The 25,415-nt window shown below is 59.8% G+C and carries 22 protein-coding genes and 3 pseudogenes; 6 read left to right on the top strand and 19 right to left on the bottom strand.

The genetic code is table 11. The features are described from left to right. The coding region (locus tag ABIB91_RS17655) for a transposase (RefSeq protein ID WP_354164296.1) at positions 1–489 on the top strand (489 nt) is incomplete at its 5' end. A 268-nt stretch (positions 490–757) separates the two neighbouring features. On the opposite strand, the pseudogene ABIB91_RS17650 reads toward ABIB91_RS17655, so the two are convergent. Continuing rightward, positions 758–1,270, bottom strand: a pseudogene (locus ABIB91_RS17650) (transposase); the annotation flags it as partial. 62 nt (positions 1,271–1,332) lie between these two features. After that, complete coding sequence (locus ABIB91_RS17645) at positions 1,333–2,292, bottom strand: LysR family transcriptional regulator (RefSeq protein ID WP_354164293.1); 960 nt, start codon at positions 2,290–2,292, stop codon at positions 1,333–1,335. Between the two features lie 222 nt (positions 2,293–2,514). On the opposite strand from ABIB91_RS17645, the gene ABIB91_RS17640 reads away from it, so the two are divergent. Further along, positions 2,515–3,393 (top strand): tripartite tricarboxylate transporter substrate-binding protein, encoded by an 879-nt coding sequence (locus ABIB91_RS17640; RefSeq protein WP_354164290.1) that lies wholly within the window; start codon positions 2,515–2,517, stop codon positions 3,391–3,393. 8 nt (positions 3,394–3,401) lie between these two features. Then, the gene (locus ABIB91_RS17635) at positions 3,402–3,980 is read left to right on the top strand and encodes a dioxygenase family protein (RefSeq protein ID WP_354164287.1); all 579 of its coding nucleotides are present in this window, start codon (positions 3,402–3,404) and stop codon (positions 3,978–3,980) included. Between the two features lie 484 nt (positions 3,981–4,464). Here ABIB91_RS17635 and ABIB91_RS17630 read toward each other — a convergent pair whose 3' ends face one another. Further along, positions 4,465–4,944 (bottom strand): YybH family protein, encoded by a 480-nt coding sequence (locus ABIB91_RS17630; RefSeq protein ID WP_354164284.1) that lies wholly within the window; start codon positions 4,942–4,944, stop codon positions 4,465–4,467. Positions 4,945–5,070: 126 nt separating this feature from the next. On the opposite strand from ABIB91_RS17630, the gene ABIB91_RS17625 reads away from it, so the two are divergent. Continuing rightward, entirely contained in the window at positions 5,071–5,976 is a 906-nt protein-coding gene (locus ABIB91_RS17625; protein ID WP_354164281.1) for an AraC family transcriptional regulator, read from the top strand. 54 nt (positions 5,977–6,030) lie between these two features. On the opposite strand, the gene ABIB91_RS17620 is transcribed toward ABIB91_RS17625, so the two are convergent. Then, positions 6,031–6,966: an IclR family transcriptional regulator domain-containing protein gene (locus tag ABIB91_RS17620; RefSeq protein WP_354164278.1), complete on the bottom strand. Its 936-nt coding sequence runs from the start codon at positions 6,964–6,966 to the stop codon at positions 6,031–6,033. Between the two features lie 30 nt (positions 6,967–6,996). On the opposite strand from ABIB91_RS17620, the gene ABIB91_RS17615 reads away from it, so the two are divergent. Both ABIB91_RS17615 and ABIB91_RS17610 read left to right on the top strand, forming a co-directional pair. Next, entirely contained in the window at positions 6,997–7,986 is a 990-nt protein-coding gene (locus tag ABIB91_RS17615; protein ID WP_354164275.1) for a Bug family tripartite tricarboxylate transporter substrate binding protein, read from the top strand. Positions 7,987–7,988: 2 nt separating this feature from the next. After that, positions 7,989–8,879 (top strand): MBL fold metallo-hydrolase, encoded by an 891-nt coding sequence (locus ABIB91_RS17610; protein ID WP_354164272.1) that lies wholly within the window; start codon positions 7,989–7,991, stop codon positions 8,877–8,879. Between the two features lie 361 nt (positions 8,880–9,240). Here the strand turns inward: ABIB91_RS17610 and ABIB91_RS17605 are convergent, their stop codons facing one another. From ABIB91_RS17605 to ABIB91_RS17535, 15 genes and pseudogenes are all read right to left on the bottom strand, one after another. Further along, entirely contained in the window at positions 9,241–9,444 is a 204-nt protein-coding gene (locus tag ABIB91_RS17605; protein WP_354164269.1) for a hypothetical protein, read from the bottom strand. 316 nt (positions 9,445–9,760) lie between these two features. Continuing rightward, positions 9,761–10,081: an ABC transporter substrate binding protein gene (locus ABIB91_RS17600; protein ID WP_354164266.1), complete on the bottom strand. Its 321-nt coding sequence runs from the start codon at positions 10,079–10,081 to the stop codon at positions 9,761–9,763. Then, positions 10,081–10,626, bottom strand: a complete 546-nt coding sequence (locus ABIB91_RS17595) for an ABC transporter substrate binding protein (protein WP_354164329.1) — start codon at positions 10,624–10,626, stop codon at positions 10,081–10,083. The genes ABIB91_RS17600 and ABIB91_RS17595 overlap by 1 nt, the downstream gene beginning before the upstream one ends. Positions 10,627–11,250: 624 nt before the next feature. Next, the gene (locus ABIB91_RS17590) at positions 11,251–12,330 is read right to left on the bottom strand and encodes an ABC transporter substrate-binding protein (protein WP_354164263.1); all 1,080 of its coding nucleotides are present in this window, start codon (positions 12,328–12,330) and stop codon (positions 11,251–11,253) included. Positions 12,331–12,558: 228 nt separating this feature from the next. Beyond that, a complete protein-coding gene (locus ABIB91_RS17585) occupies positions 12,559–13,809 on the bottom strand; it encodes an adenylate/guanylate cyclase domain-containing protein (protein WP_354164260.1) in 1,251 nt (416 codons plus the stop codon). Next, on the bottom strand, positions 13,806–14,195 hold the full coding sequence (locus ABIB91_RS17580; RefSeq protein ID WP_354164257.1) for a response regulator: 390 nt from the start codon (positions 14,193–14,195) through the stop codon (positions 13,806–13,808). Before ABIB91_RS17580 ends, ABIB91_RS17585 begins: the two co-directional genes overlap by 4 nt. Further along, positions 14,192–16,756, bottom strand: a complete 2,565-nt coding sequence (locus ABIB91_RS17575) for an ATP-binding protein (protein WP_354164254.1) — start codon at positions 16,754–16,756, stop codon at positions 14,192–14,194. Before ABIB91_RS17575 ends, ABIB91_RS17580 begins: the two co-directional genes overlap by 4 nt. Positions 16,757–16,886: 130 nt before the next feature. Next, on the bottom strand, positions 16,887–17,882 hold the full coding sequence (locus ABIB91_RS17570; protein WP_354164251.1) for an ABC transporter substrate-binding protein: 996 nt from the start codon (positions 17,880–17,882) through the stop codon (positions 16,887–16,889). Between the two features lie 789 nt (positions 17,883–18,671). Continuing rightward, complete coding sequence (locus tag ABIB91_RS17565; RefSeq protein WP_354164248.1) at positions 18,672–20,060, bottom strand: AAA family ATPase; 1,389 nt, start codon at positions 20,058–20,060, stop codon at positions 18,672–18,674. Positions 20,061–20,291: 231 nt separating this feature from the next. After that, positions 20,292–20,459, bottom strand: a complete 168-nt coding sequence (locus ABIB91_RS17560) for a hypothetical protein (RefSeq protein ID WP_354164245.1) — start codon at positions 20,457–20,459, stop codon at positions 20,292–20,294. 750 nt (positions 20,460–21,209) lie between these two features. Continuing rightward, positions 21,210–21,407, bottom strand: coding sequence for a hypothetical protein (locus ABIB91_RS17555; protein WP_354164242.1), 198 nt, complete (start codon positions 21,405–21,407; stop codon positions 21,210–21,212). 263 nt (positions 21,408–21,670) lie between these two features. Further along, a pseudogene (locus ABIB91_RS17550) lies at positions 21,671–22,888 on the bottom strand (ComEC/Rec2 family competence protein); the annotation flags it as partial. Between the two features lie 95 nt (positions 22,889–22,983). Then, positions 22,984–23,217, bottom strand: a complete 234-nt coding sequence (locus ABIB91_RS17545; RefSeq protein WP_007610829.1) for a DUF2171 domain-containing protein — start codon at positions 23,215–23,217, stop codon at positions 22,984–22,986. Positions 23,218–23,302: 85 nt separating this feature from the next. Next, positions 23,303–23,688, bottom strand: a pseudogene (locus ABIB91_RS17540) (YybH family protein). A 19-nt stretch (positions 23,689–23,707) separates the two neighbouring features. After that, complete coding sequence (locus ABIB91_RS17535) at positions 23,708–25,384, bottom strand: glutamine--tRNA ligase/YqeY domain fusion protein (protein WP_354164238.1); 1,677 nt, start codon at positions 25,382–25,384, stop codon at positions 23,708–23,710. Positions 25,385–25,415: the final 31 nt, after the last annotated feature.

The raw sequence follows: 25,415 nt of genomic DNA, 5'->3' as shown, positions 1-25,415 counted from the left end.
CCGCACGTTCCGGTGTGGGACAAGTCGGCACGCCCCGATGGCACCTTTAGCCGAGCGGACTTCGTCTTCGACAAAAAGCGCAATGTCTATGTTTGTCCGGGTGGCGCGGAACTGACCAGCACCGGCAATATCGATCAAGGTCACATCGTTTACTACAGGGCCAGCAAGAGCGATTGCTCTGGCTGCGCCTTGAAGCCCAAATGCACGACAGCGGTCGTGCGCAAAATTACCCGTGACGTCAACGAAGATGTGCGCGATCATGTCCGTGCGCTGGCCAATACGGAAGCCTTCGAGCAATCGCACCGCGAGCGCAAAAAGGTCGAGATGCGGTTTGCTCATATGAAACGCATTCTCAGGCTCGACCGGCTTCGGTTGCGGGGCCTGAATGGCGTCAGGGACGAAGTGCTGCTCACAGCCACCGCGCAGAACCTGAGGCGGCTGGCCAAGCTAATCTGCCGTCTCCCGCCACAACTGGCAGTCCTGTGCTGAAATCCACCAGCAAAATGGAAACCGCCGACACGCCGTACCAAAAAAACCGCCGAAACTCCAAAGCCAAGCTCGCCCCCAAGTCAGAAACGAGTTTTGCAACACAATCCACTGAAAAGCGGACATCACCGGATCGGCCCTTCAGTTTCTTCGGTCGCCGGATATAGGGTCACCAGCGGCTCCACCGCACCGAAAACGTCATGATCACCGCCTGCCCTGGCCACCGCCCGGCTCTCGTGCGGCTCGGTGCTCATCGCGCGGGGCAAGCACGGCTTTCCTCGATCTGCGCCATCCGCCTCGCCATCTTGGCATGCGTGAAGTTGCGGTCGCGCTTGTTCACCGCCTTAAACTTGCTGCCGTCGATTGCGACGCTTGGGGTCTGCAACAGGCCCATTTGCCGGCATAGGGCAACGAACTTCGCGCAAACTTTCCGGATCGCCGCGCCATTGTCGTTCCGAAAGTCCGCGATTGTCTTGTGATCGGGAGCCAGGCGCCCGATCAGCCACATCACCTCGATATCGCGGCAAGCCTCACGTTCCAGGCGGCGACTGGATTGCACCCGATTGAGATAACCGTAGATGTAAAGCCTCAGAAGGACTGCCGGATGATGGGAGGGCCGACCCGTCTTCTTGGCGATCACACGCTCAAACCCCAGTCCATGCGGGTCGAGCGCCTCGACGAACGCATCAATCACATGGACCGCGTGGTCCTCGCTTACCCAATCCTCCAGGGAATCCGAAGAGCGTCAGCTGGATCTGTCCGCGCCTCCAACGAAGCGTCCCATCCGTATCCTCCAATCAGGAAGCGGAGGAATAGTAGCCGACTCGTGGCTTTTCACAGCCAGGGTCAATAGCAGCCATACATTTGATAAGGCTCGCGAACAAGCGATTTCGCGACTTCCCGCGTACAGTTGATGAACGCTTCGACCGGCGGGCTGAGCGTTCGATTTTTCAGGAATACGATCTCGGCCGAAATCCGGGGACCAGCGGTTTTTAGCGGCAGAACTTTTAACGCGGCCCGATGCGCGCTCAGTGCCGCTACCGATGCGGGAAGAATTCCGACGAATTGTCCGCTTGCAATCAGCGATACCGTGAGCTGAATGGCGATAGTTTTGACCCGTGGCTTCGGTGGTGAAAAACCATTAGCTCGAAATACCTCGCCGACGATCGCGCCTGGCGCGCTGTCATAAGGCGGCAACACCCAATTGCCCATGATGATGTCCGTGAGGGAGATTCGGCGCTTTCGCGCCAATTCACCGTGGGCCCCCACAACAAAGACAAGGGGCTCATCGAACAAAACTTCGGAATGGAAATCGTCCTTCAGTACCGTGGCTCTCGTAATCAGCAAATCGATCCTTCGCTCACGTAGCTCCAGGATCTGATGTTCGCCCGGATTGGTCAATTTCACATCGAGCTGGACCCCGGGATGTTTCGTCGAAAATTCCCGCACGATCGACGGCACCAGGCTATGCAGGATGATGTCGGTGCACCCCAATCTCACCTCGCCGGAGTTTGGATCGGACAAATGCTCAAGCGAGCGAAGCCCTTGCTGCATCTCGTCGAAGACATTGATGCCGCAGCGAAGCAACACCTCGCCATGGGACGTGAGCTCGGCGCCCTGCGAACCGCGATCGAACAACCGGACGCCGAGCGCGCCTTCGATTTCGGAGATCGCCTTGGAGACAGCGGGATGGGAGATTCCCAGCCTGGCGGCTGCCTTCGCCATGCTGCCGGTATCGGCGATCGCCATCAGGATATGGAGGTCGCGCAACTTGATGCGCTGGCCAATTCGATCCGACCAGTCCATGGCGAGCCTTAACCTTGGGGTTACAGGGATGCCGCAATTTTCGGTCTACCAGATAACACCCCGGTGGACCAAAGTGACAGCGGTTTGATGAGGGCCGGGGCCGGAGACGAGGACGATCCCATGATCACGAAGCGAAGACTCATAGCGCTGGCGTGCACCGGCGGCCTCGCCGCCATTTTCCCCGACGCAATCCGCAGCGCGTCCGCCGAGAGCGCGTCGCGCATGCTGGTGGGCTTCGGCGCCGGCGGCGCGATCGACGTGATTGCCCGAATGCTGGTCGATGGAATGAAGGGATACTCATCTTCTTTCATCGTCGACAATCGCCCCGGTGCCGGCGGCCGGCTTGCACTCGGCGCGCTGAAAACCAGTTCGGCTGATGGCACGGTGATAATCCTGACGCCCGCCTCCAGCGTCGCCGTATTCCCCCATGTTTACAAGTCGCTTGGCTATGACGCGTTCAAGGATTTCGCTCCGGTCACGACCGTCTGCTCCTTTCCATTTCTGATCACCGTCGGCCCGATGGTGCCGGCCGAAGTCAGGACGCTGGCTGACTTCGTGACATGGTGCGCGGCCAATCCCAGGCTGGCGACCTACGGCACGGCGGCGGCCGGATCGATGTTGCATTTCACCGGCGTGAGCCTGGCCAAGGCCGGCCGGTTCGCTTTCGTGCACCTGCCTTATGGCGGCCCGGGCGGCATCCAGGACTTGATCGGCGGTCGCATTGCCGCGACGATCTATCCGATCGGCACCGCGTTGCCACACGTGCAGTCCGGCGCCATCCGGGCACTGGCTACAACCGGGCCGCAGCGATCGCCACAGCTTGCCGATGTGCCGACGGTCCGTGAGGCTGGATATCCTGCGCTGGAGGCCAATGAGTGGATTGGCGTCTTCGTCCCGGCAAACACGCCTGCCGCAACGGTGAGCCGCCTCAATGAGGCGATCCGCACGGTGGTGAACACCGAGGCCTTTAAGATGGCCTTGGCCAAGCTTGCCATGGATCCCGCCGGCGAAACGCCGAAGGAATTTGCGCAGCTGATCAAATCCGATTTCGACCGTTGGGGACCGATCGTGCAGGCCTCCGGCTTTACGCCAGAAGATTGAGGCGCGTCATGGACAACTCGACCGGCATGCGCCGGCACCGGACGCCGGATCAGTTTCTCGGTCCCTACTTCCCAACGGGACATACGCCGGTGATGCAAGCCGACCTGACCTCGGTCAAGGGTGTCGAAGAGCACGCCCAGGGAGAGATCATCGAGGTCACCGGAAGAGTGCTCAATCTCGACGGCGAACCCGTTCGCAGTATCCCCATCACCGTGTGGCAGGCCAACACCTTCGGTCGTTACGCACACGGCAACGACCCCAATCCCGCGCCGCTGGATTCCGGCTTTGTCGGTTGCGTTGGCATTCGATCAGATGACGACGGGGTTTATCGGATCAAGACCGTCAAGCCCGGCGCGTATCCCGCAGGACCGGACTGGATGCGCCCGCCGCACATTCACTTCGAGATTCACGGACGGTTCGAGCGGCTGATCACCCAAATGTATTTTCCTGACGAGCCGCTCAATGCCTGCGACAGACTGCTCAACGCCGTGCTACGCCCGGATTTGCTAATCGCAAAGCCCGTTCCATCGGAAGATGGATGCGATTACCGCGTGCTAAATTTCGATATCGTGCTGTCAAGGGGCTAGAGGCTGCTAAACACTAATACTTCGAAGCTTCACGAGTTTAGGGGAGGACCGGATCTCCGCATCGGGTCATTGGCGTCGATTTGCTCGCTTCTTGCCAATGTCCGGTCTGGCTTCGACTGTCGGCGTGCCGGACACGATGGCGATCTTGGCCTTCGGCGCCACAACCAGACTTCAGGCGACGCGTCAACCTGCTGGCAACCGACGCGAACCAAGCTATAAAGACTGGCATGGATTGCCACTTCGTCTAGCGCTAAGTCTCACTCGGGCTACGGAAAGCGCAACAATAACGCCCGCAGATTATATTTTGGGTCTGGCTCTCGCGCTCGGCCGTGTACCTATAGACCCGGCGGCATCATGCGACTGGTGACTACGTCCGCTTTGCTCCTATAGCGACCAAATTCGTGCGGCAGCGCAGTATGTCGTGATGGGCCATGAGCTGAATTGCGCGGTCTGACAGGTTTGCCGCTGCGGACGTGTTGTTGCGCTATTGCGGAACTCGTGACGTGGTGTGCAACACCATGAACCAACGTCCATCCCGCTTTTCGTACATGTTGGTCGTGAAGGCCGTGAAGCTCACGGCATCCCCGTTCTTGAACTTCCCTTCAGCACTCTCAATTCCGACAATCCATGCCATGTTCTGGGCCACATGAATTTGCGGCTCTTTCATCGACACTGAAATTTCGGCGAAGCGAGCAAAAGTGCCCTCCCAGCTCTTGCGAACCGCATCCCATCCGACAATCAAGACTTTGCTGGATGGATGCACGGCGATGACGTAGGTCTCAGCCGCCCAAACCCTTTCCATCGCATTGATGTCGCGAGCTGAAAGGGCCGTATCGAAGGCAAGATTGGCCGCAGTGACAGCTTCGATGTCGGAGTTCTGCTCTGCGTGGAGATTGACCGTTCCGAAAATGAAAATGAGGCCGGTGGCGATCACCAATTGCCGTAAGGAAAAGCTCCAGATCATTACTTTCTCCTGAAAACGATGCAGTTAGGCCCGGGGGTTCTGCGATCTATCATGCCTGCCCCCGTTGTGCCGTGACAGGTCAAGCTGATACCAATCGATGGTCAAAAATGGACAGGCGTGTGCGCCGTGAAAGGTTTGTCGGAACAGTCGGTATTCGGAGTCGATTACGACAATCCCAAGTTTCCGACGCTTGGCATTGAATCATTGCGCTTGTCTGAGCTTTTAGGACGCGTACCGCCAGCCCACTTTGCCTCGCCACAGCGGCCCAGTTTCCATCTGTTGATGCTATTTACTGCCGGCAGGGGAAATCACTTCCTCGATTTTCGTCGTGTGAGGTGCAAGGCGGGTACGCTTGTCCATGCTCGCCCCGGTCAGGTTCAGCAGTTTGTCCTTGGACAAACACTAGAGGCGGATATCCTGCTGTTCACCTCAGAATTCATCTTTCCCGCGTCTTCAGCGGCGGACGGAGCGGCTTTTGGAACCTTGATCGATGATATCGTTCCTGAAGACGTTACGGACCTACGGCCTGATGCGTTGGAGAGCGTCGTCAGCGTCATGTCGGCCATAAAGCGGGCATATCATAAAGCAGATGGCTCGAAGCTATCGGCCGCTATCCTCGAGCACCTCCTCTACGCAATGCTCCTGACGATCGCAGGCTATTACGGCAAGAGCGACGCGCCCTCCATGACGGATAGTCATCGCAGGACGTTCCGGAGATTCCGTCGAGCTGTGGACGCGAAGTTCGCACAAACGCGGACCGTTGAAGATTACGCGGAAGCTATTGGATGCTCAGCGAAGTCACTCCGCCGAGCTTGCATGATGGCGTGTGGTTCCTCACCGAAAGCTCTGCTAGAGCAACGCCTGATCTTGGAAGCAAAACGATTGCTTGCACACACCGGCCTCTCGGTTGAAGCAATTGCCACCGAGGTAGGGTTCAGTGAGCCAACAAACTTCGTGAAGTTTTTCAGACGGCACGGAGGGATGCGACCGCTTGACTTTCGAGCAAAGTTCCCGGGCGCTCATTCAGGCTGACACCGTCTTTACTGCTCAACGGCTTAGAGGTCCGTTCTGAACCAAAAGCCGCCCTCAGCGCGCTCTGCGACTTCGCACCGAACTGACAATTTCCGATGCAGCGTCCTGAAGTTCTTCGAGATGTCGGGCGGCGAAGACCTCCACCGAAAAGGCGGTCCTGAGCCAGACAATGTTGATCGAGCCCAGAACGCGCGCGCCATCGCGCAGGGGAACAGCAATTGAGATCAAGCCGTCAGCATGCGGCGGCTTGCCATACCAGCCGCCGACATGGGTAGGGTCGCGCGTTGCGTAGCCGCGTGCTCGCACCCCCGCGAAAATCGTGTTCAGACGCGCGGGCTCTCGCGCCAGACGATCTTCGGCCTTGTTCGAAGTCCGCAGCATCTCGATGATCTCCTGCCGCTCCTTGGCCGGACAATAGGCCAGATAGGCTCGTCCAACACCGGTCAGCAACCAGTTCACCTGCAGACCAACCCTCTCCTCTTGCAACAGGATCGGGCTGCGCGCACGGGTGGTCTCTCGGATTTCCATGTGGTCTCCTGCCGGCACCATAAGATCCGACGGCCACGAAACGCGCCGACACAGCCGCTCGAGCACCGGAGCGGCGGCTTCCGCGATCCGATCGCGACGCTCCCGGCGTGACGGCGCGCGCGAAAGCGTCGCGCCGATGCGATAGCGTCCATCCGCAAGCCGCCGGGTGACCACGCCGGACCGCGCCAGCGTGTGAAGAATGCGGAGCAGGCTTGGCTTGGAGATACCAGTGAAGACGTAAAGCTGCTGCAGCGAGGAATCGGGCTGCATCTGCAGAGCCTGCAGGACACGAAGGCCCCGCTCCAGGCTCTTGATGATTTTCGGACCCGCCACCCGCCATTCCCCATTCCACACTGTGGAACACATCGTTCCACAGTGTGGAACATACGTCGATTTTTGTGGCAAATCCAGATAGCGCGTCAGAAGGTGGCGTGCCTGCAGGTTGCACTTTGGAATTGGCATCGAAAATTTCAGCGTTTGATGGAGACTTCCATGAGACCCCACCTGTTCTTCCGCAGCGCCTCATTGTCCGTCGCGACCCTGGCCCTGCTCGCACTCTCAGGATCACAAGTATCAGCGCAGACCTCGTTCCCCACGGGGACGATTCGTTTCGTGGCGCCGTTCTCGGCCAGTACGCCGCCCGACATCATCAGCCGCATCGTCTCCAAGGAGCTGACGGAAGCCGAAGGCTGGCGCGTCATCGTCGAGAACCGGCCCGGCGGCGTGACCACCATCGCGGCGACCGATGTCTTGACCCAGCCGGCGGACGGCAACAGCCTCTATGCGATGTCGGTGCCGTCGGTTGCAGCACCCTCGCTGGTCCCGAACATCTCGTTTAATCTGGACAAGGATTTCGACCCGGTCATCAAGGCGACAGTCTCTTACAACGTGCTGGTGGTGAACCCCTCGGTGCAGGCCAAGACGGTCGCGGACCTGGTGGCATTGCTGAAGAGCCAGCCCGACAAGCTGACGTTCTCGTCCGGCGGCTTCGGCACGCCCGCCCACCTGATCGGCGAGCAATTCAAGCAGCAGACCGGCGCGCGTGCCCAGCACGTTCCCTATGCGCAATTCCCGCAAGCGATCGGCGACCTGCTCAACGGCACCAACGCCTTCATGTTCATCACCATGTTGCCGGTCGTCGACCTGATCAAGACCGGTAAGCTGCGGGCCCTTGCGGTGACCGGACCGAAGCGTGTGCCACTTCTCCCTGATGTGCCGACCATCGTCGAAGCCGGCTATCCTTCACTGGTGGTCGAGGACTGGACCGGCTTCGCGGTCAAGCATGGCACGCCGAAGGAAACCGTCGAGCGACTCAACGCTGCCATCAACAAGGTGCTGGAGAAGCCGTCGGCGCGCGAGGCCCTTGCAAAGATCGGCGCCGAACCGGCGGGCGGCACGCCCGAGCAATTTGGCCGGCTGGTCGGCGATCAGGTTTCGCACTGGCACAAAGTCGTCGCCGACGCCGGCATCAAGGTCCAGTAACGGTGACATCGGATTTTCGCGTGACACTCCTAGGGACGGGGACGCCAATCCCCCGTCCTGATCGTTTTGGCCCGAGCACGCTGATCGAAGCGGGCAGTCACACTGTGCTGATCGATGCCGGCCGAGGCGCGGCCATGCGATTGTTTCAGCTCGGCGTTCCGATCGGCCGGATCGATGCGCTGTTGCTCACGCATTTTCATTCCGATCACACGGTCGGCATTCCAGATCTCTGGCTGACGGGCTGGCTAAGCTCGCATTTTGGCAACCGTCGGCGACCATTCAACGTGATCGGCCCGGTCGGCACAGCGAGGCTCATGCATCATCTGGAAGCAGCCTATGCGCACGATATCGAGATTCGTGTCGAGGACGAAAAGCTCGCCCGCGAGCATGTCGCAGTCACAGTAAAAGAATTTGGTGAGGACGGGGTCGTCTATCAAGCCGGCGACCTGCGCGTCATCGCCTTCACCGTCGACCATGGCGACGCGATCAAGCCGGCCTATGGCTTTCGCATCGAATATGAAGGCCGGGTCGCGGTGATCTCCGGCGACACTCGCTACAATATGAACTTGCTCCGCTACGGCGCGGGCGCCGATCTGCTGGTACACGAGGTTGCGATGGCTCCGGCGGAACTGCTGGGCCAAGCCGACATCCAGCGCATCCTCAATCATCACACCTCGCCGCAGGAAGCCGGATACGTGTTTGCGCAGACACGGCCGAAGCTCGCCGCCTTCACCCACCTCGTCATGCTCGCCAGTCAGACTGTAATTGCCCCGAGCATCGAAGCGCTGATCGCGGCAACGCGTGAAATCTATGAGGGGCCGCTGGAGGTCGGCGAGGACTTGATGAGCTTCGAGATCGGCGAGAGCGTTACGGTTCGAAAACCTGCAATCTAGACTCTGATCGGCTGGCCGATGTCCGCTTCTTCCCCCGAGAAAATGACTATCTAATTCAGCACCGTGCACATACTGCGTGCATATTCGAAGCCGGGTCGACATCTCCCAGCGCGGTCACGCGCGCGGCACGAACGAAGAAACCCGCTGAGGATGGTCGCAGGTTTCAATTCTTGGCGCTGGCATCATGAGTGATTTCTAGCGTGATTTGACGCCTGTCCTCAAGGTAGTGTTTGACGCTATTTTTTCGGCGCGGAGCCGTCCTTTAGAGAAGCATTGTAGTCGGCCTGCGAACTGTTGGTGCTTGATTGGCCACTGGATGTACTGCTTCCGGTGGTAGTTCCTACTGTGCTGGTTGTTTCCCCTAGCGCGTGAGAAGCCGCGCCAGGCTTGTCCTGATTGGCAACATAGCCAGACTCGCCGGAATTGCGGTTTTGATGCCTTTATCGGCTTCAGTTTGCACCTTTTGGTCCACACCAGCCTGGGACGTTGCGCCCGTTTGCTGGGCGGCAGCGGGTATCGAGATGAGTGGAAACACGGCAAGAAACGCCAAAGAAAGCGGTCGCATGGCTGTCCTCCATCTAAACCCTGCCACTGCATCAACGTTCGCACCTCCGAACATTTCCGCGAAGCTGCTGAAAACTTCTGACTGCAACGTTGACATGTTTTAGACAGGAGACGGCATATCGCGTTAGCACACGGTACTCTTTGGGCGCTGGGAATCCCTCAATTTTCACCATGTCCCCGCGCGGGCTCCAGGCAGACAGTCAGAAAGTTCTGCTTGGCACCCTGATGTCAGCGCACTCCCGGTCTGCCATGATAACCAGACGTACTCGGTTTCGGCAGCTCCTTCGTGAAAGATTAAATCCGGTCGCCTCCCGACCTCACTCAATCAGTTCATCGGCCTCTATGAGAATGGATGGTGGTACTGTGAGGCTGAATGCTTTCGCAGTTCGCATGTTGATGACCAGCTCGAACTTCGTCGGCCGCAGGACTGGAAGATCGACCGGTTTAGCTCCGCGTAGGATCTTGCCCGCATACACGCCCACCTGCCGGTAGGCGTCGGCGAGGCTGGCACCATAACTCACTAGCCCTCCGTCAGCCGGAAACTCCCGAATGTGGAAGATGCCGGGCAATCGTTGACGAGACGATAGAGCAATGATCTTGCTCCGCCGAGAGTCGAAGAATGGATCGTTCTGCACCATCAGCGCCCCGGCACCAGCTTATTCAGGGCCGCGAAACCGGACTCGATCTCAGCATCCGATCTTGCGCTCTGCACGATCACCTCGCGGCCGAGCGACTGAGCTGCGCTGACCACCGACCCTCGGAACTCCTCGAAGGCTTCCATTCCGAAGGCCGGGTTGAGCAAAAGCCCCACAACACGAGCCGAAGGGACTAATGTGCAGAGAAACTCCAACCGTTTGGCGCCCAGATCGCCCGTAAAGAAGTTTACACCAGTGGCCGTGCCTGGCCGACTCATACTTGCGACCAGACCGGCGCGCACCGGATCCTGGCCGACGACAAAGACAAGCGGCACGGCGACGCCCGCCGCCTTAGCTGCGAGTGCGGCCGGATCGCCGGTGGCAATGATGATCGAAAGCGGTCGGCTCCGCAGATCGGCGACAAGGGGTCCCAACTGACTGTAATCGCCGTTAGCCCAGCGATACTCGATAGCGACGCTACGCCCTTCAGCATGCCATTTCTTCGAGCCCGCGGCGGAAGGCTTCCATGTGAATCGTCGCTTCTTCAGGAGAGCGCGTACTAAGGAATCCGATCAACGGCTGCGAAGGTACTTGCTGCGCGCGCGCAGCAACCGGCAACGTTGCCGACAGAGCCGCAATTCCTCCAATGAAATCTCGCCGTCGCATTTGTCGCTCCTAGATACGCCCGAGCAATAGGGCAGCGAGCATAATATCAGGACCCGGTTCGAAGGTGAATTCGCGCTGAAGTTTGCAAGCTGTGCATGTCACATGCGGCTCGATCGCCTCGCCCCTGAGCTCGTGATATCCGAGCTACTGCTGCGGTGCCCTGCCCCAATTGACGGGAGCTAATAATAATGGAAGTGGCTGCCCTTCCTCGTAATGCTGGCGAGCACTCGGAATGGCCGCAGTGACTCCTCCGGCAGTTCGGCGTAATAAGGGTCGCAGAAGGTCAGCTTGGGCAAAAAGAGCCCTGCCTAGCTTGCAGGGCCTCCCTTGGGCTCACCTAACGGAAGCAGCCGCTGCTGTATTCTGAGCTAAGTCGGCCCCGGGCAAATCCGGATTAAAGCGCAGCAGACTGGTTTAATCACGTTTAGCTCGGGTCAAGGCTTGGCAACTCTTTGGACCTCAACCTTCTCGCCAGCGCGGACATGCTGTGCCCCTCCAGAAGCGGTCTATTCGATCACTTCATTGGCGCGCGCGAGCAGTGACATCGGAACGCTTATACCGAGCGTGGCGGCAGTTTTGAGGTTGACGATCAGCTGAACTGCCGTGGATTGTATTACCGGCAGATCTGCCGGCTTGTCACCCTTCAGGATCCGCCCCGTGTAAGTGCCCGCCAGACGATAGACATCTTCAACATTTCCCCCATAGCTCACCAGCCCTCCGGCCTCGGCATACTCACGCCTGTCGAAAATCGTGGAAATTGCGTAGCGTTTTGCCAGATCGACGAGTTGGGCGCGCCGGCTGAATAGAAACGCATCCGTGTCGACGAGAAGAGCGCTTCTCCCTCGTTCCCCGAGTTCGGCAAGAGCTACATCGATCTCGCTTTCAGTTGTTGCATTCACCGTCTCGAGTTGCAGCCCGATGCTGCGAGCCGCCGCTTCCAAGGCCCTGGACTGCGTTTTCGCGTTTGGATTCACCGGGTTAACCAGCGCGGCAACAACGCTTGCGTTCGGGAGCAGTTCATGAAGCAGCTCCAGCCGCTTCGAAACCACCTCGACATTCAACGTGACCGCGCCGGTCACGTTGCCTCCGGGTCGGTCCAGGCTGGCAACAAGGCCTAACTCAACAGGGTCACTGCTGGTCGTAAAGACGATGGGAATTTGCGCGGTTGCCTTCTTTGCCACCAGGTTCGCAGGGGTGCTTGTCGCGACGATAACGGCGACGCGCCGGCCAACCAGATCAGCCGCCAGCGCCGGCAGCCGATCGTAGTGGCCTTCCGCCCACCGGTACTCGATCGCGACGTTCTGCCCCTCAACGTAGCCGGTTTCGGCAAGCCCACGGCGAAATGCCGCGACGAAGTGGCCATATCCCTGCGGCGATGTGCCATTGATGAATCCAATGACTGGCATCATCGGCTTCTGCGCCCACGCTGCAAGCGGCCAAACGGCAGCAGCGCTGCCGAGTAACGAGACGAACTCGCGCCGCTTCATGTGATCATCCTGTTGGGATTGCCGGTGACGCAGCACCTTGCGCTTAAAAAGCGGAAAATGGAACAGCTTATAAGGAAAGCCGCGGTTGCGCGGTCCCAAGAAGACGCTTCGGGCCAAACTGCGGAGGGAGTTGGCGGAGCAACTATAGTCCGCCCTCGCCTTCCTAAGCTGACCTCAACGAGGTGCGCGGCTGCTGCGCTGATGGGCCAGAAGCGGTTATCGCGAGACTACGGAAACAGGAAGGTGGACGCGGCTGCGATCGAGATCTTACCATGGCGCCAAATAATTGTTGAAGCGTGGACAATCTTTGAGCGCGGTGCGGGACTTCTACTCAAACTGAATGCGGGCGCCCTTGGCACCGTTGAGTAACCGCTTGAGATGAAATCCGGCCAGCGCGTCGTCGGCATGTAGGCCGACCAGTGCAGCAAAGGCTGGCATCGCCGTTGCATCAACGGCCTCCAGTTTGGCGAAGGCCTCGACATATTGCGCGGTGGAAGGCGCCCTGAATGCCACGTCCTGAAGCGGCTCAAAAGCGCGAAGCGGCTCGCTGCGCCCGCGCAGCATAGTCTCACCGATTGGTCGTCCCCGAAAATTCCCCGCGGCTGCGGCAGCCGCTGCGCTGACGCAAATGCGGGTGCCGAGATACTTATTGGCGGCCTCGAGCCGGGCTGCAATATTGATGGTATCGCCATAGGCGGTGTAGTCGAAGAACCGACCGCCGCCAAAGTTGCCGACCAGCGCAGCCCCCGCATGGACACCGATGCGCGTGGCACCAAAATCGACCCCCATCTTTTTCCAGCGTTCTCGGAACATTTGGGCCCAGATGTCGAGGTCATGAGCGCAGCCAATAGCTCGTCGTGCATAATCGGGCTGTTCGCCTGGCGCATTGAACAGCACCTGGATCGCGTCGCCTATGACCTTGGCGACTGTGCCCTCATGAGCGAACACGACGTCGGTCATACCGCCCACATATTCGTTGAGCAGTGCGCCCAGCACTTCCGGGGCTACGGTCTCCACCAGCGAGGTGAAGTTGGTGATATCGGTGAAGATAGTCGCAATCTCCCGCCAGTGCACTTCCATACCGTCGCTGTCGCCTATAGCCGCGAGACGGCTCGCGATCTGTGGCGAAAAATAACGTGATAGCGATGCGTGAGCGCGTTCCGCTTCGAGCTGGCGGCGGCGCGCATCACGCATGGTCTGGACATGACTGAGGGTCTTGTTGATCGTCATTTCAAGGTCGCCGAAATCGATCGGCTTCGTCAAAAAGTCGAACGCACCGCGGTTCATGGCCGTCCGAATGTTGCTCATGTCGCCGTAAGCAGAGACGATGATGGTCGATTTCTTGTCCTCGTGCTCCTGCAGCTTGGCCAGCAGCGACAGCCCGTCCATCCTGGGCATATTGATGTCGGATACCACCATGTCGACATGCGGATGCTGCTCGATCGATGCTAACGCTTCGATGCCGTCATGCGCGAATACGAACGCCATTCCTCCTTCACGGATCTGGCGACGAAATTTCTGCAGCACCAGCGTCTCGAGATCAGGCTCATCATCGACGACCAGGATAGTCGCGGTCATGCAGCTTGACCCAGTCGATTATCGATTTCGATCCGGAGCAGCGCGAAGTCGATCGGCTTGGTCAGCAGGCCGACCGCGCCGTTCTCGATGGCCTTGCGGCGCGTTTCAGCATCGCCGTAGGCGGTGATCATGATCACGGGCACATCAGGGCGCTGGGCACGGACTTTTGGCAACATCTCGAGTCCGCTCATGCCAGGCATGTTTATGTCGGAGAGGATCAGGATCAGCGAGGGGTCTCTGACCTCGGCGGCACGCGCCAGCGCTGTGGCCGCCGACGGGGCAAATTCCATTGCGAAGCGGCCAGATTTCAGATCGCGGCGGAACTGCTGACGGAACATGGGCTCGACGTCGGGCTCGTCGTCCACGACCAGTATGTAAACGCTCAATTTTTTCCTCCGCTAGCCGTCGGTCCGGTCCTGCTTCTGGGCAGCGTAATAACGAATTCGGTAAATGCGCCGGGCTCGGTGGCGACGTCGATTGTACCGCCGTGCTGCTTCACGATGATGTCGTGGCTCATTGACAGTCCCAGGCCGGTGCCTTCGCCCGCCGGCTTGGTTGTGAAGAAAGGATTGAAGATCTTCTTTCTCACCTCGGGAGGAATGCCGGTGCCGTTGTCGCGGAACCGTATCTCTACCTTGTTGCCCAAGCTCCTGGTCACGGCGCTTAAGATGGGCTCGAAGTTTTCGTCACACGTCTCCTTGCGCTTGGCGGCGGCATAGAACCCGTTCGAGATCAGGTTGAGGAAGACCCGAGTAATCTCCTGCGCATAGACGTCGATCTGGCCCGCGGCGGGATCGAGGTCGCGTTCGAGCGTGATGTTGAAGCCCGCCTTCTCGGCGCGTGCGCCGTGGAAGGCGAGATTGAGGCTTTCCTCTACGATCGCGTTGATGTCGGTGGGCCGGTGCTCACCCGAGCCTTCGCGGGAATGCAGCAGCATGTTCTTGACGATCGAATCGGCTCGCCTGCCGTGCTGCACCACCTTTTCCAGGTTGCCCTTCAGCATAAGGGTGAGTTCATCGACTCCCTCGCGGGTCTCGCCATCGAGCGCCGCCGGCTGCAGAAGGTCGTTCAGCTCCCCAATCAATTCCCCCGACAAAGCAGCGAAATTGTTGACGAAATTGAGCGGGTTCTTGATCTCATGGGCGATGCCAGCGGTCAGCTGGCCGAGCGAAGCGAGCTTTTCGGTCTGCACCAGCCGGTCCTGCGCAGTGCGCAACTCCTCGAGCGACCGTGCGAGTTCTTTGGTCCGCGCCTGAACCTCGTCGAACAGCCGGACGTTTTGAATGGCGATAACGGCCTGGTCCGCGAAGGTGGTGATGAGCTCGATCTGCTTTTCGCTGAAGGGGCGCTTCTCCCGCCGCGTCAGGACGAACACGCCTATCGGCACGCCCTCACGTAGTAACGGAACAGCAATCCTGGATTGCGCTGGATCCGGATCTCCTCGCAGTGGCGAAAGACCATCGTTGAGTACTGTCGTTTTAGCTTCGGACAAAGCGCGTCCAACTGCGGTTGCTCCGCCCGGCGTGAAACGATAGCCTTCCAGAAACTTCCGTTTTTTAACGCTAAGCCCGCAACTTGCCGCCAGTCCGAAGGCACCGTCTCTGGGTTGCAGAATGAGCCCTTCATCTGCCTCGCACAGTCGTGCTGCCGACTGCACAAGCGTATCGAGCACCGTTTGTAAATCGAATGTCGAGCGGCTGATGACCTTGAGAACGTCGGCCGTTGCGGTCTGCTGTTGCAGTGCCTCGCTCAATTCCGAAGTGCGCTGCTCGACCTTGTTCTCAAGGTCCGCATAGGATTCCTGAAGCCGCGTACCCATCTTGTTGAATTGATTCGCAAGACTTTCGAGTTCATCGCCGGTCGTGATCGAGATACGCTGAGCGAAATCGCCATCGCCAATTCGTTCCGCGCCAGCGCTTAATGCCCTGATCGGACCAACCATACGGCGGGCCAGAAAAACTCCGGCTAGAATGGCAAAGATCAATGCGCCGGCGAGTACGATGGAAAGGCGCTGCAGCGCCAGATACAGCGACGAATAGGCTTCATTGACCGGTAGCTCTACAAACATGGTCCAGCCCAGCGGCACGATCGGCGCGGACGCTGTCAGCACCTCTTGGCCCTGAATATTCAGCGAGCCCTGCAGCGCATCGGCGTCGTTTGCACTGCCGGCCTGGGCAGCCTGCACCTGCACCAGCTTCGACATGTCGGTGTTACGCAGCACCAAACTGATGTCTGGGTGCGCAATCAGCCGTCCTTCCGAACCCACCACATAGGCATGCCCGCGTTCGCCGACCTTGATTTGCGAGACCACTTCCCAGATGAGCTTCAGATTGACTTCGGCGATGCTGACGCCGGTGTCCTTGCGCGTGCCGGCCAGCGACAGAGTCATGTAGGGCTCCGAGTCCCGGCGGAAGTAGACCGGGCCGTAATAGACCTTGTTGGCAACCGCTTCGGTGAACTTCGGATCCTTGGACAGGTCGAGGCCGGAGTCCACGACATCCATGGCGAGGCGCGAGACCCGCAAACGCTCCTTGCCCGTCGAGTCGATTTGCGACAGTTCGGTAACGGCCGGCACCTGCCGCAGCAGCCTAAGGGCGTCAAAACGCCGGTCCTGCAGCGAGCCCGCCGACCACGGTAGCTGCGTGGTCCAGCCGAGCTGGCTTTCGATTTCCTTGATAAATTGGCCGATCTTGGCCGCGGCGGCCTCGGCCTGCTCGTGCTGAATCCGGATCAGGGCCGCCTTGTGCTCGCGGTAATAGAAGAAAACTTCGAAAATCCCGTTCGAAAGCAGCGCGACTCCCACCACCACCACGAACAGCGCGACGTATTTGGCGAACAGGCGGGCACGGACTTTCGGCGGCGCTGACTGCACAGCAGGTGCGTCCGGCCGGGCGGAAGCCGCCAGCGTTGGTCCTTCCGACGTGTCCGGTTGGAGGGAAATGCTCATCCCAGCCACGTTATCAAGAGGAATTGGGATTGTCGTCCGCGGGCCCCACGAAAACGCCTAAGCCGCGACGAACCGACCTGGCCGTTCACCAATAGCTTGGCGGCTCCCACCAACCCGGGAACAATTGCTTTCACTCGAGTACCCCGTCGGCGCGAGCGAGCAGCGCGGCAGGAATTTCGATGTCAAATGTCTTTGCAGTTTTGAGGTTGATGAAAAGTTCAAACTTGGTGGGTTGTTCGACCGGCAAGTCAGCAGGCTTTGCGCCTTTAAGTATCCTATCCACGTAGGCGACGCAGCGCCGGTTGGAGTCGATAATGTCCGCTCCATATGACATCAACCCGCCGAGTTGTACAAACTCTTTTCCCATGGCCATTATAGGAAGCCGATGCTCTGTCGCGAGGTCGACAATGCGCTTTCGTTGATTGAAAAGCATCGGGCTCGGAAATATGAGAAGGGCATCGGCACGCTCTCCGGCAACCGCTGAAAACGAGCGATCCAAATCGTCGGGGACGTGCACAGCAACAAGTCGAAGGTGCACTGCCAAGGTGAGTGCCGCCTCGTTTGCTTCGTTCATCATGTCGTTCATCGTGCGCTCGCCGTAGGCGCCGGGATGCCATAATGCCGCGACTTGCGAAGCCGTGGGTAGCGCTTCCTTGAGCAGGGCTAGGCGCTTAGGGACAAGCTGCGGTCCAAGGAAAGTTAACCCAGTGATGTTCCCTCCCGGTCGAGCGAGACTAGCAACGAGCCCGTCTCCAACAGGATCGCCCATAACCGGAACGACAATGGGAGTATTGCTGGTTGCTTGCTGCACGGCACGCGCGGCCAGCGAATTTGATGCGACGATGAGATCCACATTAAGGCGTATCAGTTCACTTGCGAGAACCGGAAACCGATCGACGTTCAAGTCCGCCGCTCGGACCTCTACGATCACGTTCTGACCAGCGATATAGCCGTATTCGCGCAGTCCCTGATCGAAGGCTTTCAGGATTGCGCGCGCCTCGAGAGATTCAAGCGAACCCGTCACCAGGAAGCCAATTCGCGGTACGTTTTTGGGCTGCTGCGCCCAAACCACGAGCGGCCACGCTGCTGCTCCGCCAATAACACCAAAAACGTCCCGCCGCTTCATGGGCTCCCTCATCGTCGGGAAGCAGCATCGTATCGGCTAAAACGAGTACATTGATAGGGGGAACCCAGCTTCGCTATCCCAAATTGGGACCGCTCACGTCTGGTCAAATGGACGCGTTCACCCGTCGGGAGTGGATCGTTACCGGTGCAGCAACCCGAGCCGGTCCAAAAAATGTTTCGGGGGCGACGCTGCAAACCTGGCATTTGGTCTCGTCCAGCCACTCCCTCTTCATGTCGCTCTGCTTAAGGTCTTCCTTGGACAGGGCGAGATGGTTCGGAACTTCCCGGGCCAGCTCTTGTCATGGTGGCCGATGTGGCGGCCCCCAGAGGGGTAGGTCAGGCTTCTGGCGCGGTCACCCCCGCAGACCGCCGCTGAACTTGCACACGCGACGCCGCGGATTTCGCAACTTTTTTTGCCCGTGACACTTTTTGGAAACTTGCGGCCTAAACTCTATGACTGAGCGGCCGGTCTCCGGCGCGAAATTTCTAGTAAGTTGCCTATACCCCTACCCTCTGTTGCAAATCGGCCCCGTGGCCAACGCAATCAAGCGCTTACGCGCTAAAACAGGCGCGAAGGAAATCAGTGGAAGGCAAGTGGGACAGGCCGCCAAAAGTTGGCGGGCAGTCTCTCGGATGGCCGGAAGATGCTTGCGCCAGTGCTCTAGTTCTAACGTACCTACACTGGCGCACAGCACCAGCTGTGCCAGTCCCCCTAAGGGTGGTACTGGCGCACTGGCGCAAGTGCAAAAAGGGAAATTACTGGCGCACTGGCGCAGGTACTGGCGCAAAGTTATCCTGGCCCAGGGCGGACCACATTTTTCGGGTGACGGCGGTGGTCTTCTTCCTCCCTGACCACCAGCGCTCCATTGGCAATCAGGCCGCCGAGTATCTTCGCGGCATGATCGCGGTCCCCCTTACTCTCGCGGTTCAGCCCGAGGGCGTCCATCACATGGAAGCCAGCCCAACTACTGGAGTTTCGAGCGACTAAGGAGGTCTGGTTTTTTAGCCTAACCAGAATATTTTCCATCTGGTTCGGCGCCACATCGCCGACAGCCTTCTCTGCGGTCTCGGCTCTTGAGGGCCAGTTCCATGGCGTCACAACACCAACATGGTCCTGAGGCTTCTGCAGGCCATCACTATTGCCAAGTCCAACGCTCTCCAGCTTGCGCCAGGTGCGGCGATTGTCTTGCTTCGTCATGTTCGCTTTGCCGCTGATGACATAGAAGTGGCTGGAGGTATCTTGCGGAGGAACGCCCGCCTCCTTCGCCTGCTCCGGCGACATTCGGTTTAGCAGCCTCACAGAACGGGCGGCGCCGATAAGCGCCACAGCTCCTCGGGCATCATCGATCGTGGCTTCTTTATTCTCGTTTAACTTGCGTAGGTGGTGGACAAGCTCAATCGAACAATTCGTGCGATCGGCAATCTGTCCCCACAGCTTCGCGACCCTATCAATCGCGCCGTTGTCGTTTTCATTCACCCTGTGCGATGACACAAACGGGTCGACAATCATGGCATCGATCTTGTTCGCCATGATGTGTTCAACCACCGCCTCCACGATGGGCTGGCAAGGATCGACGCCCCTTCTGGTTTCTTCCATAAGGACAAGCTCCTGCTCCCGGCCGACGTCCAGGAATAGACCAACAATGTCATCCGGTTTCAGTTTGTAATGAAGGCGAGTAGCCTCGATACGCCGCTCCATCTCGTCGCGCGGATCTTCGCCATTGAACAGTGCGACACGCAGCCGTTCTGACAGCCCACCATCGCCATCATACGCCAGAAGCGGCTTGCCGGACACCATCGCCAGCGCCTCAACGATGCTGTTGGATGTCTTGCCCAGCCCGCCGGGCGAGACGGTCACCGAGACATATTTACGGATGTAATGCTGCGCGAACAGCCAATCGCGGCGCGGGAGTTTGGTGGGGTCCCGCGGCACGTATGGGGTTAGGGCGAAGGCAGGCTTGCTGGTGCCGCCGCTGTTGTTGTCGTTGGCGGGATCGGTGGCCGGAGTGGCCTCGGCCTCGACAATATCGCGCGCGGCAATTGCCTGCCTGACAATCTTGAATATCTCGGGATCGATCTCTTCAAATGTGGGATCATCGGCCGTCATGCCGATCGGCTCAAGTGTCGCCGGATCCTTCCACTCAAACGGCGTGATGAGTCTAGCTTGCGAGGCGGGCATTGTGCGATGGTCCATTCACGGTCATGTACTTAATTGTTGCGTCGGCGATTGCCTCGACTGCGTCACGGTCGAAGGCGCATGTACGGCCGTGGTCGTTGCTGAGTCCAAAAACCCGGAATGAGCCATCCACGGCGCGCGATACGCGTAGACCGTAGAGTCTGATGCCGGGTGATGTCTCGACGTCGATATGTCCGACTATTGGTGCTCGCCCGGGTCGGGCAGACAGTATCCTCAAATGTACCTCTCCTCTGTGTATCGGTGCGCACGGCCGCAGATCACTCGCTCGCCGTCAACAGCGTAGAACGCGTACTCCTCCCGGACGACAACACGATCCGGCTCGCGCTCACGTGGCGGGAACATGCGGTAGTAGTCGGCAATCACCTGCTGTCCTGCGGTCATGCACTTCACCTCCGTTGGCTGCGTTCAAGAACTAGTGCGGATCCAGCGGCAAAACACTAAAAGCCGCCCCTTAGCTATTTGGTGGCCGGCGCGGCAAAGCTGCGGGTGCTCTCGGCTAGGGCCGATCGTGCAGTAGGAATAAATACGGCCGGCGAGGAAAATACTCAGGGTGCCCTCAAAAAAGAGGGTCGGGACAAGACCGGCGGCGCCCCTAGACGCGTCGCGCGCGCCAAGGACGGCGATACTTTTCGTCGATAGGAAATTTACGGATGCCCGCGCCTTGAGGCGCGCCAGTAACCGACCAGCGCGCGCCACTCAAACACCACGACTATGATGCCAATCAACGTCGTCCCGAGGCCGGACATTATCAAAATCGTTTCGAGCATCGAATCACCCCGCAATGGGCGAGGTTCCTAAATACAATAGATCGTTGTTCCGAGCATTATCTCGGTGCTTGCAACCCCGGCGAGGTCAGCCACTGGGTCATGTGTGAGCCAGTCTCCGCCTGTCGCGCTCTACGAAGCGCGGCTTCGCGCAGTGGGCCATGGGGGAGTAATTCGGCCTCTTCACGGAGGCGCCTGGCTTCTTCGGCAAGCCGTTCTTCAAGTGAGCTGGTCTGCTTCACTTTGCGGCGCTCTGTCATGGGGCGCTCCTTGAGCCATTAAAACCAACTCCATAACGGCACCATCTACAATCAGTTCCATTAGCGAAACTGCGCGGTGCACCGAGGCCGTCCTCGTTTCGTTCCGCTCAAGTCGTGCCTCGGTTTGAAATTTGACGGCTTCTAAGAAAGTTCGCGGCGGCTTCCGATTGCCTTAGAATCTGCTGGCTTTGCTCTATGATTTGCCGGGTCTGTTTCACCGTTTCAGAGATTTGCTGCGCGGATTGCCGGACATCGAGGACAAGCCTTCGGATCTGTATCGCTTGCCGGTCTTCCTGATCAGCCATAATGAGTTCTCGTCGAGCAACTCGCTAATCCTGCACAGTTTGAGCCGTTCCTATAGGGGGCACGATGAGGCACCCGAACGCATGCGGAACGCCTCGAACGATTCCGGGACTTTTTCCGGGACTCTACGTCTTCAATCCCGGACTTTTGCCCAGTTTTGAGCGGCTTTTGTCCACAGCGTCTCCAATGACCACGCCAAAAAAACCAAGCGATTCAATGGCTTTACGGGTGGAAACACGGCTCACGCGTTTGGTGCGTTCAATCTCTGGAAGCTCGGATGCACCAGCGCTTCCGGCGCGACCGCGAGCACGATCAGCGCGGCGACAGCAAGCGTGCGGAAGGTGATGGCGCGGCGATCGACCATCACCGCGATCAGCACTACCGCGGTCATGAAGAACGACCTTTGCGTCGCGACCTCCGCGCCTGACAGCAGCAGGTAGAACGCAGCGGCGACCAGCGCGGCGGCGGCCGACCATTTCTTGATGGCGAAGCCGGCCGCCAGTCCGGGGATCAGAGCGAGCAGCGCGCGCACCGCGAAGAACACGACACCGGCCACCACGGCCATGTGATAACCGGATATCGAGAGCACGTGGCCGAGCCCGGAGATGAACATCGCATCGTTGACGGGCGTGGTGATCGCATCGCGCCGCTCGGTGAGCAGCGCGGTCGCGATCGCCCGGTTGTCGCCGTCGAGCGTCGCGCGGATGCGGGCATCGATCGCATCGCGCAGGCCTTGCATGAAGGCCGCGTAACGCAGCCGCAAGCCGCCGGTCTCAGGCGGCGGCGCCACCGTGATGGCGCCCATCGCGAAGCCGGAGGCGCCGATGCCCTGGAAGAACATGTCACGCGAAAAGTCGTAGCTGCCGGGCCGCACCGGCGCGAGTGGCGGCATCAGCCGCGCCTTCAGCTGAACGAAGCTGCCGACCTCCGGCGCCGTGCCCTTGCGGACCGACAGGCGCACGCGCTCGAGCCTGACGTCGCTGCGCTGCGCCTCCATCGCGGTGACGCGCAGCACGAACCTGTCGGTACGCTCGCGGATGTCGCGGGCTTCGACGAAGCCCGACAACGATACCGAATAGAGCGACTTTGCCAGCACCGGGTGAGCGATGCGCGCCGTCTTCCAGGTCGCGACGGCAAAGCCGGCCGCGACCGCCGCGATCATGATGGCCGGGGCGAACAGCCGGCTCCGCCGCAACAGAGCCGCGCCAAGCAGGAGCGCGATGGCGGTCGCAGCGACGACCCACAGCACCGGCTCATGATCGGCGGAGAAATAAAGCGCGATGCCGCAGCCAAACGCTACGGGCACCCACGGCAACAGCCGCCCGGCGCCGGCCTCGGCGCGTAGCCACGCGCGGAGGGTCTCGGCCAGCGATGTCCAGAGGTCGAGGCCTGCAGGCGCGAGGCCGCCCGCGGACGCGGCGCGGCCCGCGGGCCACGTCCCCGCAATCCCCTGCGACCGTACTGGCCGGCCCGGCTCCGCCATTCCCTGCACTCGATGATACGCAACGAAGGCCGAAGCTACCGGAACGTGCAGGCGGGCGGATAGCGGTACGGATCAGGAACGAAAGGGCGCGCCCCCTACTTTTCCTCTTCCATCGTCACCGCGACATCCGCCTTGGCCGACAGCCGGACCTTGTTGCCCTCGATGTCGGCGACGAGGCCCTTGTCGATGAAGTGATGATGCCCCTTGTGGCTGCCCTCGCCGCTGTCCTTCTTGGTCAGCTTGATGCGATTGCCTTCGACCTTGTCGACCGTGCCGATGTGGACGCCGTCGGCGCCGATGACTTCCATGTGTTCTGCGATGTTCTGCATGGTGGGTTCCTTGTTGGGCCCACCCCAACGCGCGAGGTGCACATTCGTTCTCTCACGAGAATGACGAAGCCGTGTGCCCCGCTGGTCAGATCAGCGGCGTCTGCGACGAAGCATGGTGATTGACGATCTTCCAGTCGCCGTCCTCGCGCATGATGACCCAGCTCATCTTGACCGAGAAATCGGGGCGTTCGCCGGCGAGATTGAACGAGATGGTTGCGGCCATATTGATGAGATCAGGAGCTGCCTGCGCCGCATACACCTCGGAGAAGACCGCGCTCGGCTGGCGCCAGCGCGGCAGGCCGTTGAATAGTCTGCGACGCCATCCCTGCCCCGATAGAGCTTTGGGTTGGAGCCGAAGAAGAAGGCGTTCTTCGAATACAGAGACGAGAGCGCCGCGGCGTCGAGCCTTGCGAAGCCGGCGCGCCATTTCGCGATGATGGCGGAAACGGTGGCGTCGGCTTCGTCGCTCATTGTGGTCTCGCAGCCCTTTTCAGCCCTTCGCGACTTCCTTCGCGAACGTGTCGCGCAGACCAATGGTCCTGGAAAATACCGGCTTGCCGGGCGTCGAGTCTTTGTCGCGCACGAAATAGCCCTGACGCTCGAACTGCATCGGCTCGGTCGAATTGCTCTCGGCGACCGATGCTTCGACGCGGGCATCAGCTAGAATTTCCAGCGACTGCGGATTGAGATCGGCGGCGAAGTTCGAGGCGTCCGGGCTCGGGTTGGCAAACAGCTGGTTGTAGATGCGGATTTCCGCGGGCACGGATGTCGCCGCCGACAGCCAGTGCATGGTGGCCTTGACCTTGCGGCCATCGGGCGCGTTACCGCCTTTGGTCGCGGGATCGTAGGTGCAGCGCAGCTCCACCACCTCGCCGGCATCGTTCTTGATCACGCCGGTGCATTTGACGAAATAGGCGTAGCGCAGCCGCACCTCGTTGCCTGGCGACAGACGGAAGAACTTCTTCGGCGGGTTCTCCATGAAGTCGTCCTGCTCGATGTAGAGCTCACGGCCGAACGTGACCTTCCGGGTGCCGGCAGAGGGATCGTCCGGATGGTTGATCGCCTCGAGCTCCTCGGTCTGCCCTTCCGGATAATTCTCGATCACGACTTTTAGCGGCTTCAGCACCGCCATCCGCCGCTGTGACGTCCGGTTCAGCTCCTCGCGAATGCAGAACTCGAGCATGCCGACGTCGACGACGCTGTTGGCTTTCGCCACGCCAATGCGCTTGACGAATTCGCGAAGGGCGGCCGGCGGCACGCCGCGGCGGCGCATGCCCGCCATCGTCGGCATGCGCGGATCGTCCCAGCCCGCGACATGGCCCTCGCGGACGAGCTGGGTCAGTACGCGCTTGGACAGCAGCGTGTAGGTCAGGTTCAGCCGCGCGAATTCGTACTGGTGCGGCTTCGATGGCACCGGCAGCTTGTCGATGAACCAGTCGTAGAGCGGCCGATGGTCCTCGAACTCCAGCGTGCAGATCGAGTGCGTGATACCCTCGATCGCGTCCGACTGGCCGTGCGCATAGTCGTAGCTCGGATAGATGCTCCACTTGGTCCCGGTGCGCGGATGGTGCGCATGCAGGATACGGTACAGCACGGGGTCGCGCAGATTGATGTTGCCCGCACCCATGTCAATCTTGGCCCGCAGCACGCGCGCCCCATTCGGGAATTCGCCCGCCTTCATGCGGCGGAACAGGTCGAGGTTTTCATCCACGGTGCGATCGCGGAAGGGCGAGTTCTTGCCGGGCTCGGTCAGCGTGCCGCGCGCAAGACGAATCTCCTCCTGGGTCTGGTCGTCGACATAGGCGAGCCCGTCGCGGATCAGCTGCTCCGCCCATTCGTAGAGGCGGTCGAAATAGTCCGAGGCGAAGAACAGGTTCTTGCCCCAGTCGAAGCCGAGCCAGCGCACGTCTGCCTGGATGGAATCGATATATTCCTGCTCTTCCTTGACCGGGTTGGTGTCGTCGAAGCGCAGATGGCAGCGGCCCGGAAACTCCTGGGCGATGCCGAAATTGAGCGCGATCGACTTGGCGTGGCCGATATGGAGATAGCCGTTCGGCTCCGGCGGGAACCGGGTCACGATCTCCTTGTATTTGGCCTGATCGAGGTCGGCCTGGATGATGTCACGAATGAAATCGCGCCCAACCTCGTTCGCCACCGGTTCTGTCATTACGAAAATCCTGTAGGGAAATCAGCGGCCC

The organism is Bradyrhizobium sp. JR4.3 (assembly GCF_040547695.1).
Classification (GTDB): Bacteria; Pseudomonadota; Alphaproteobacteria; order Rhizobiales; family Xanthobacteraceae; genus Bradyrhizobium; species Bradyrhizobium canariense.
This window is presented reverse-complemented; position numbering and strand designations above follow the sequence as displayed.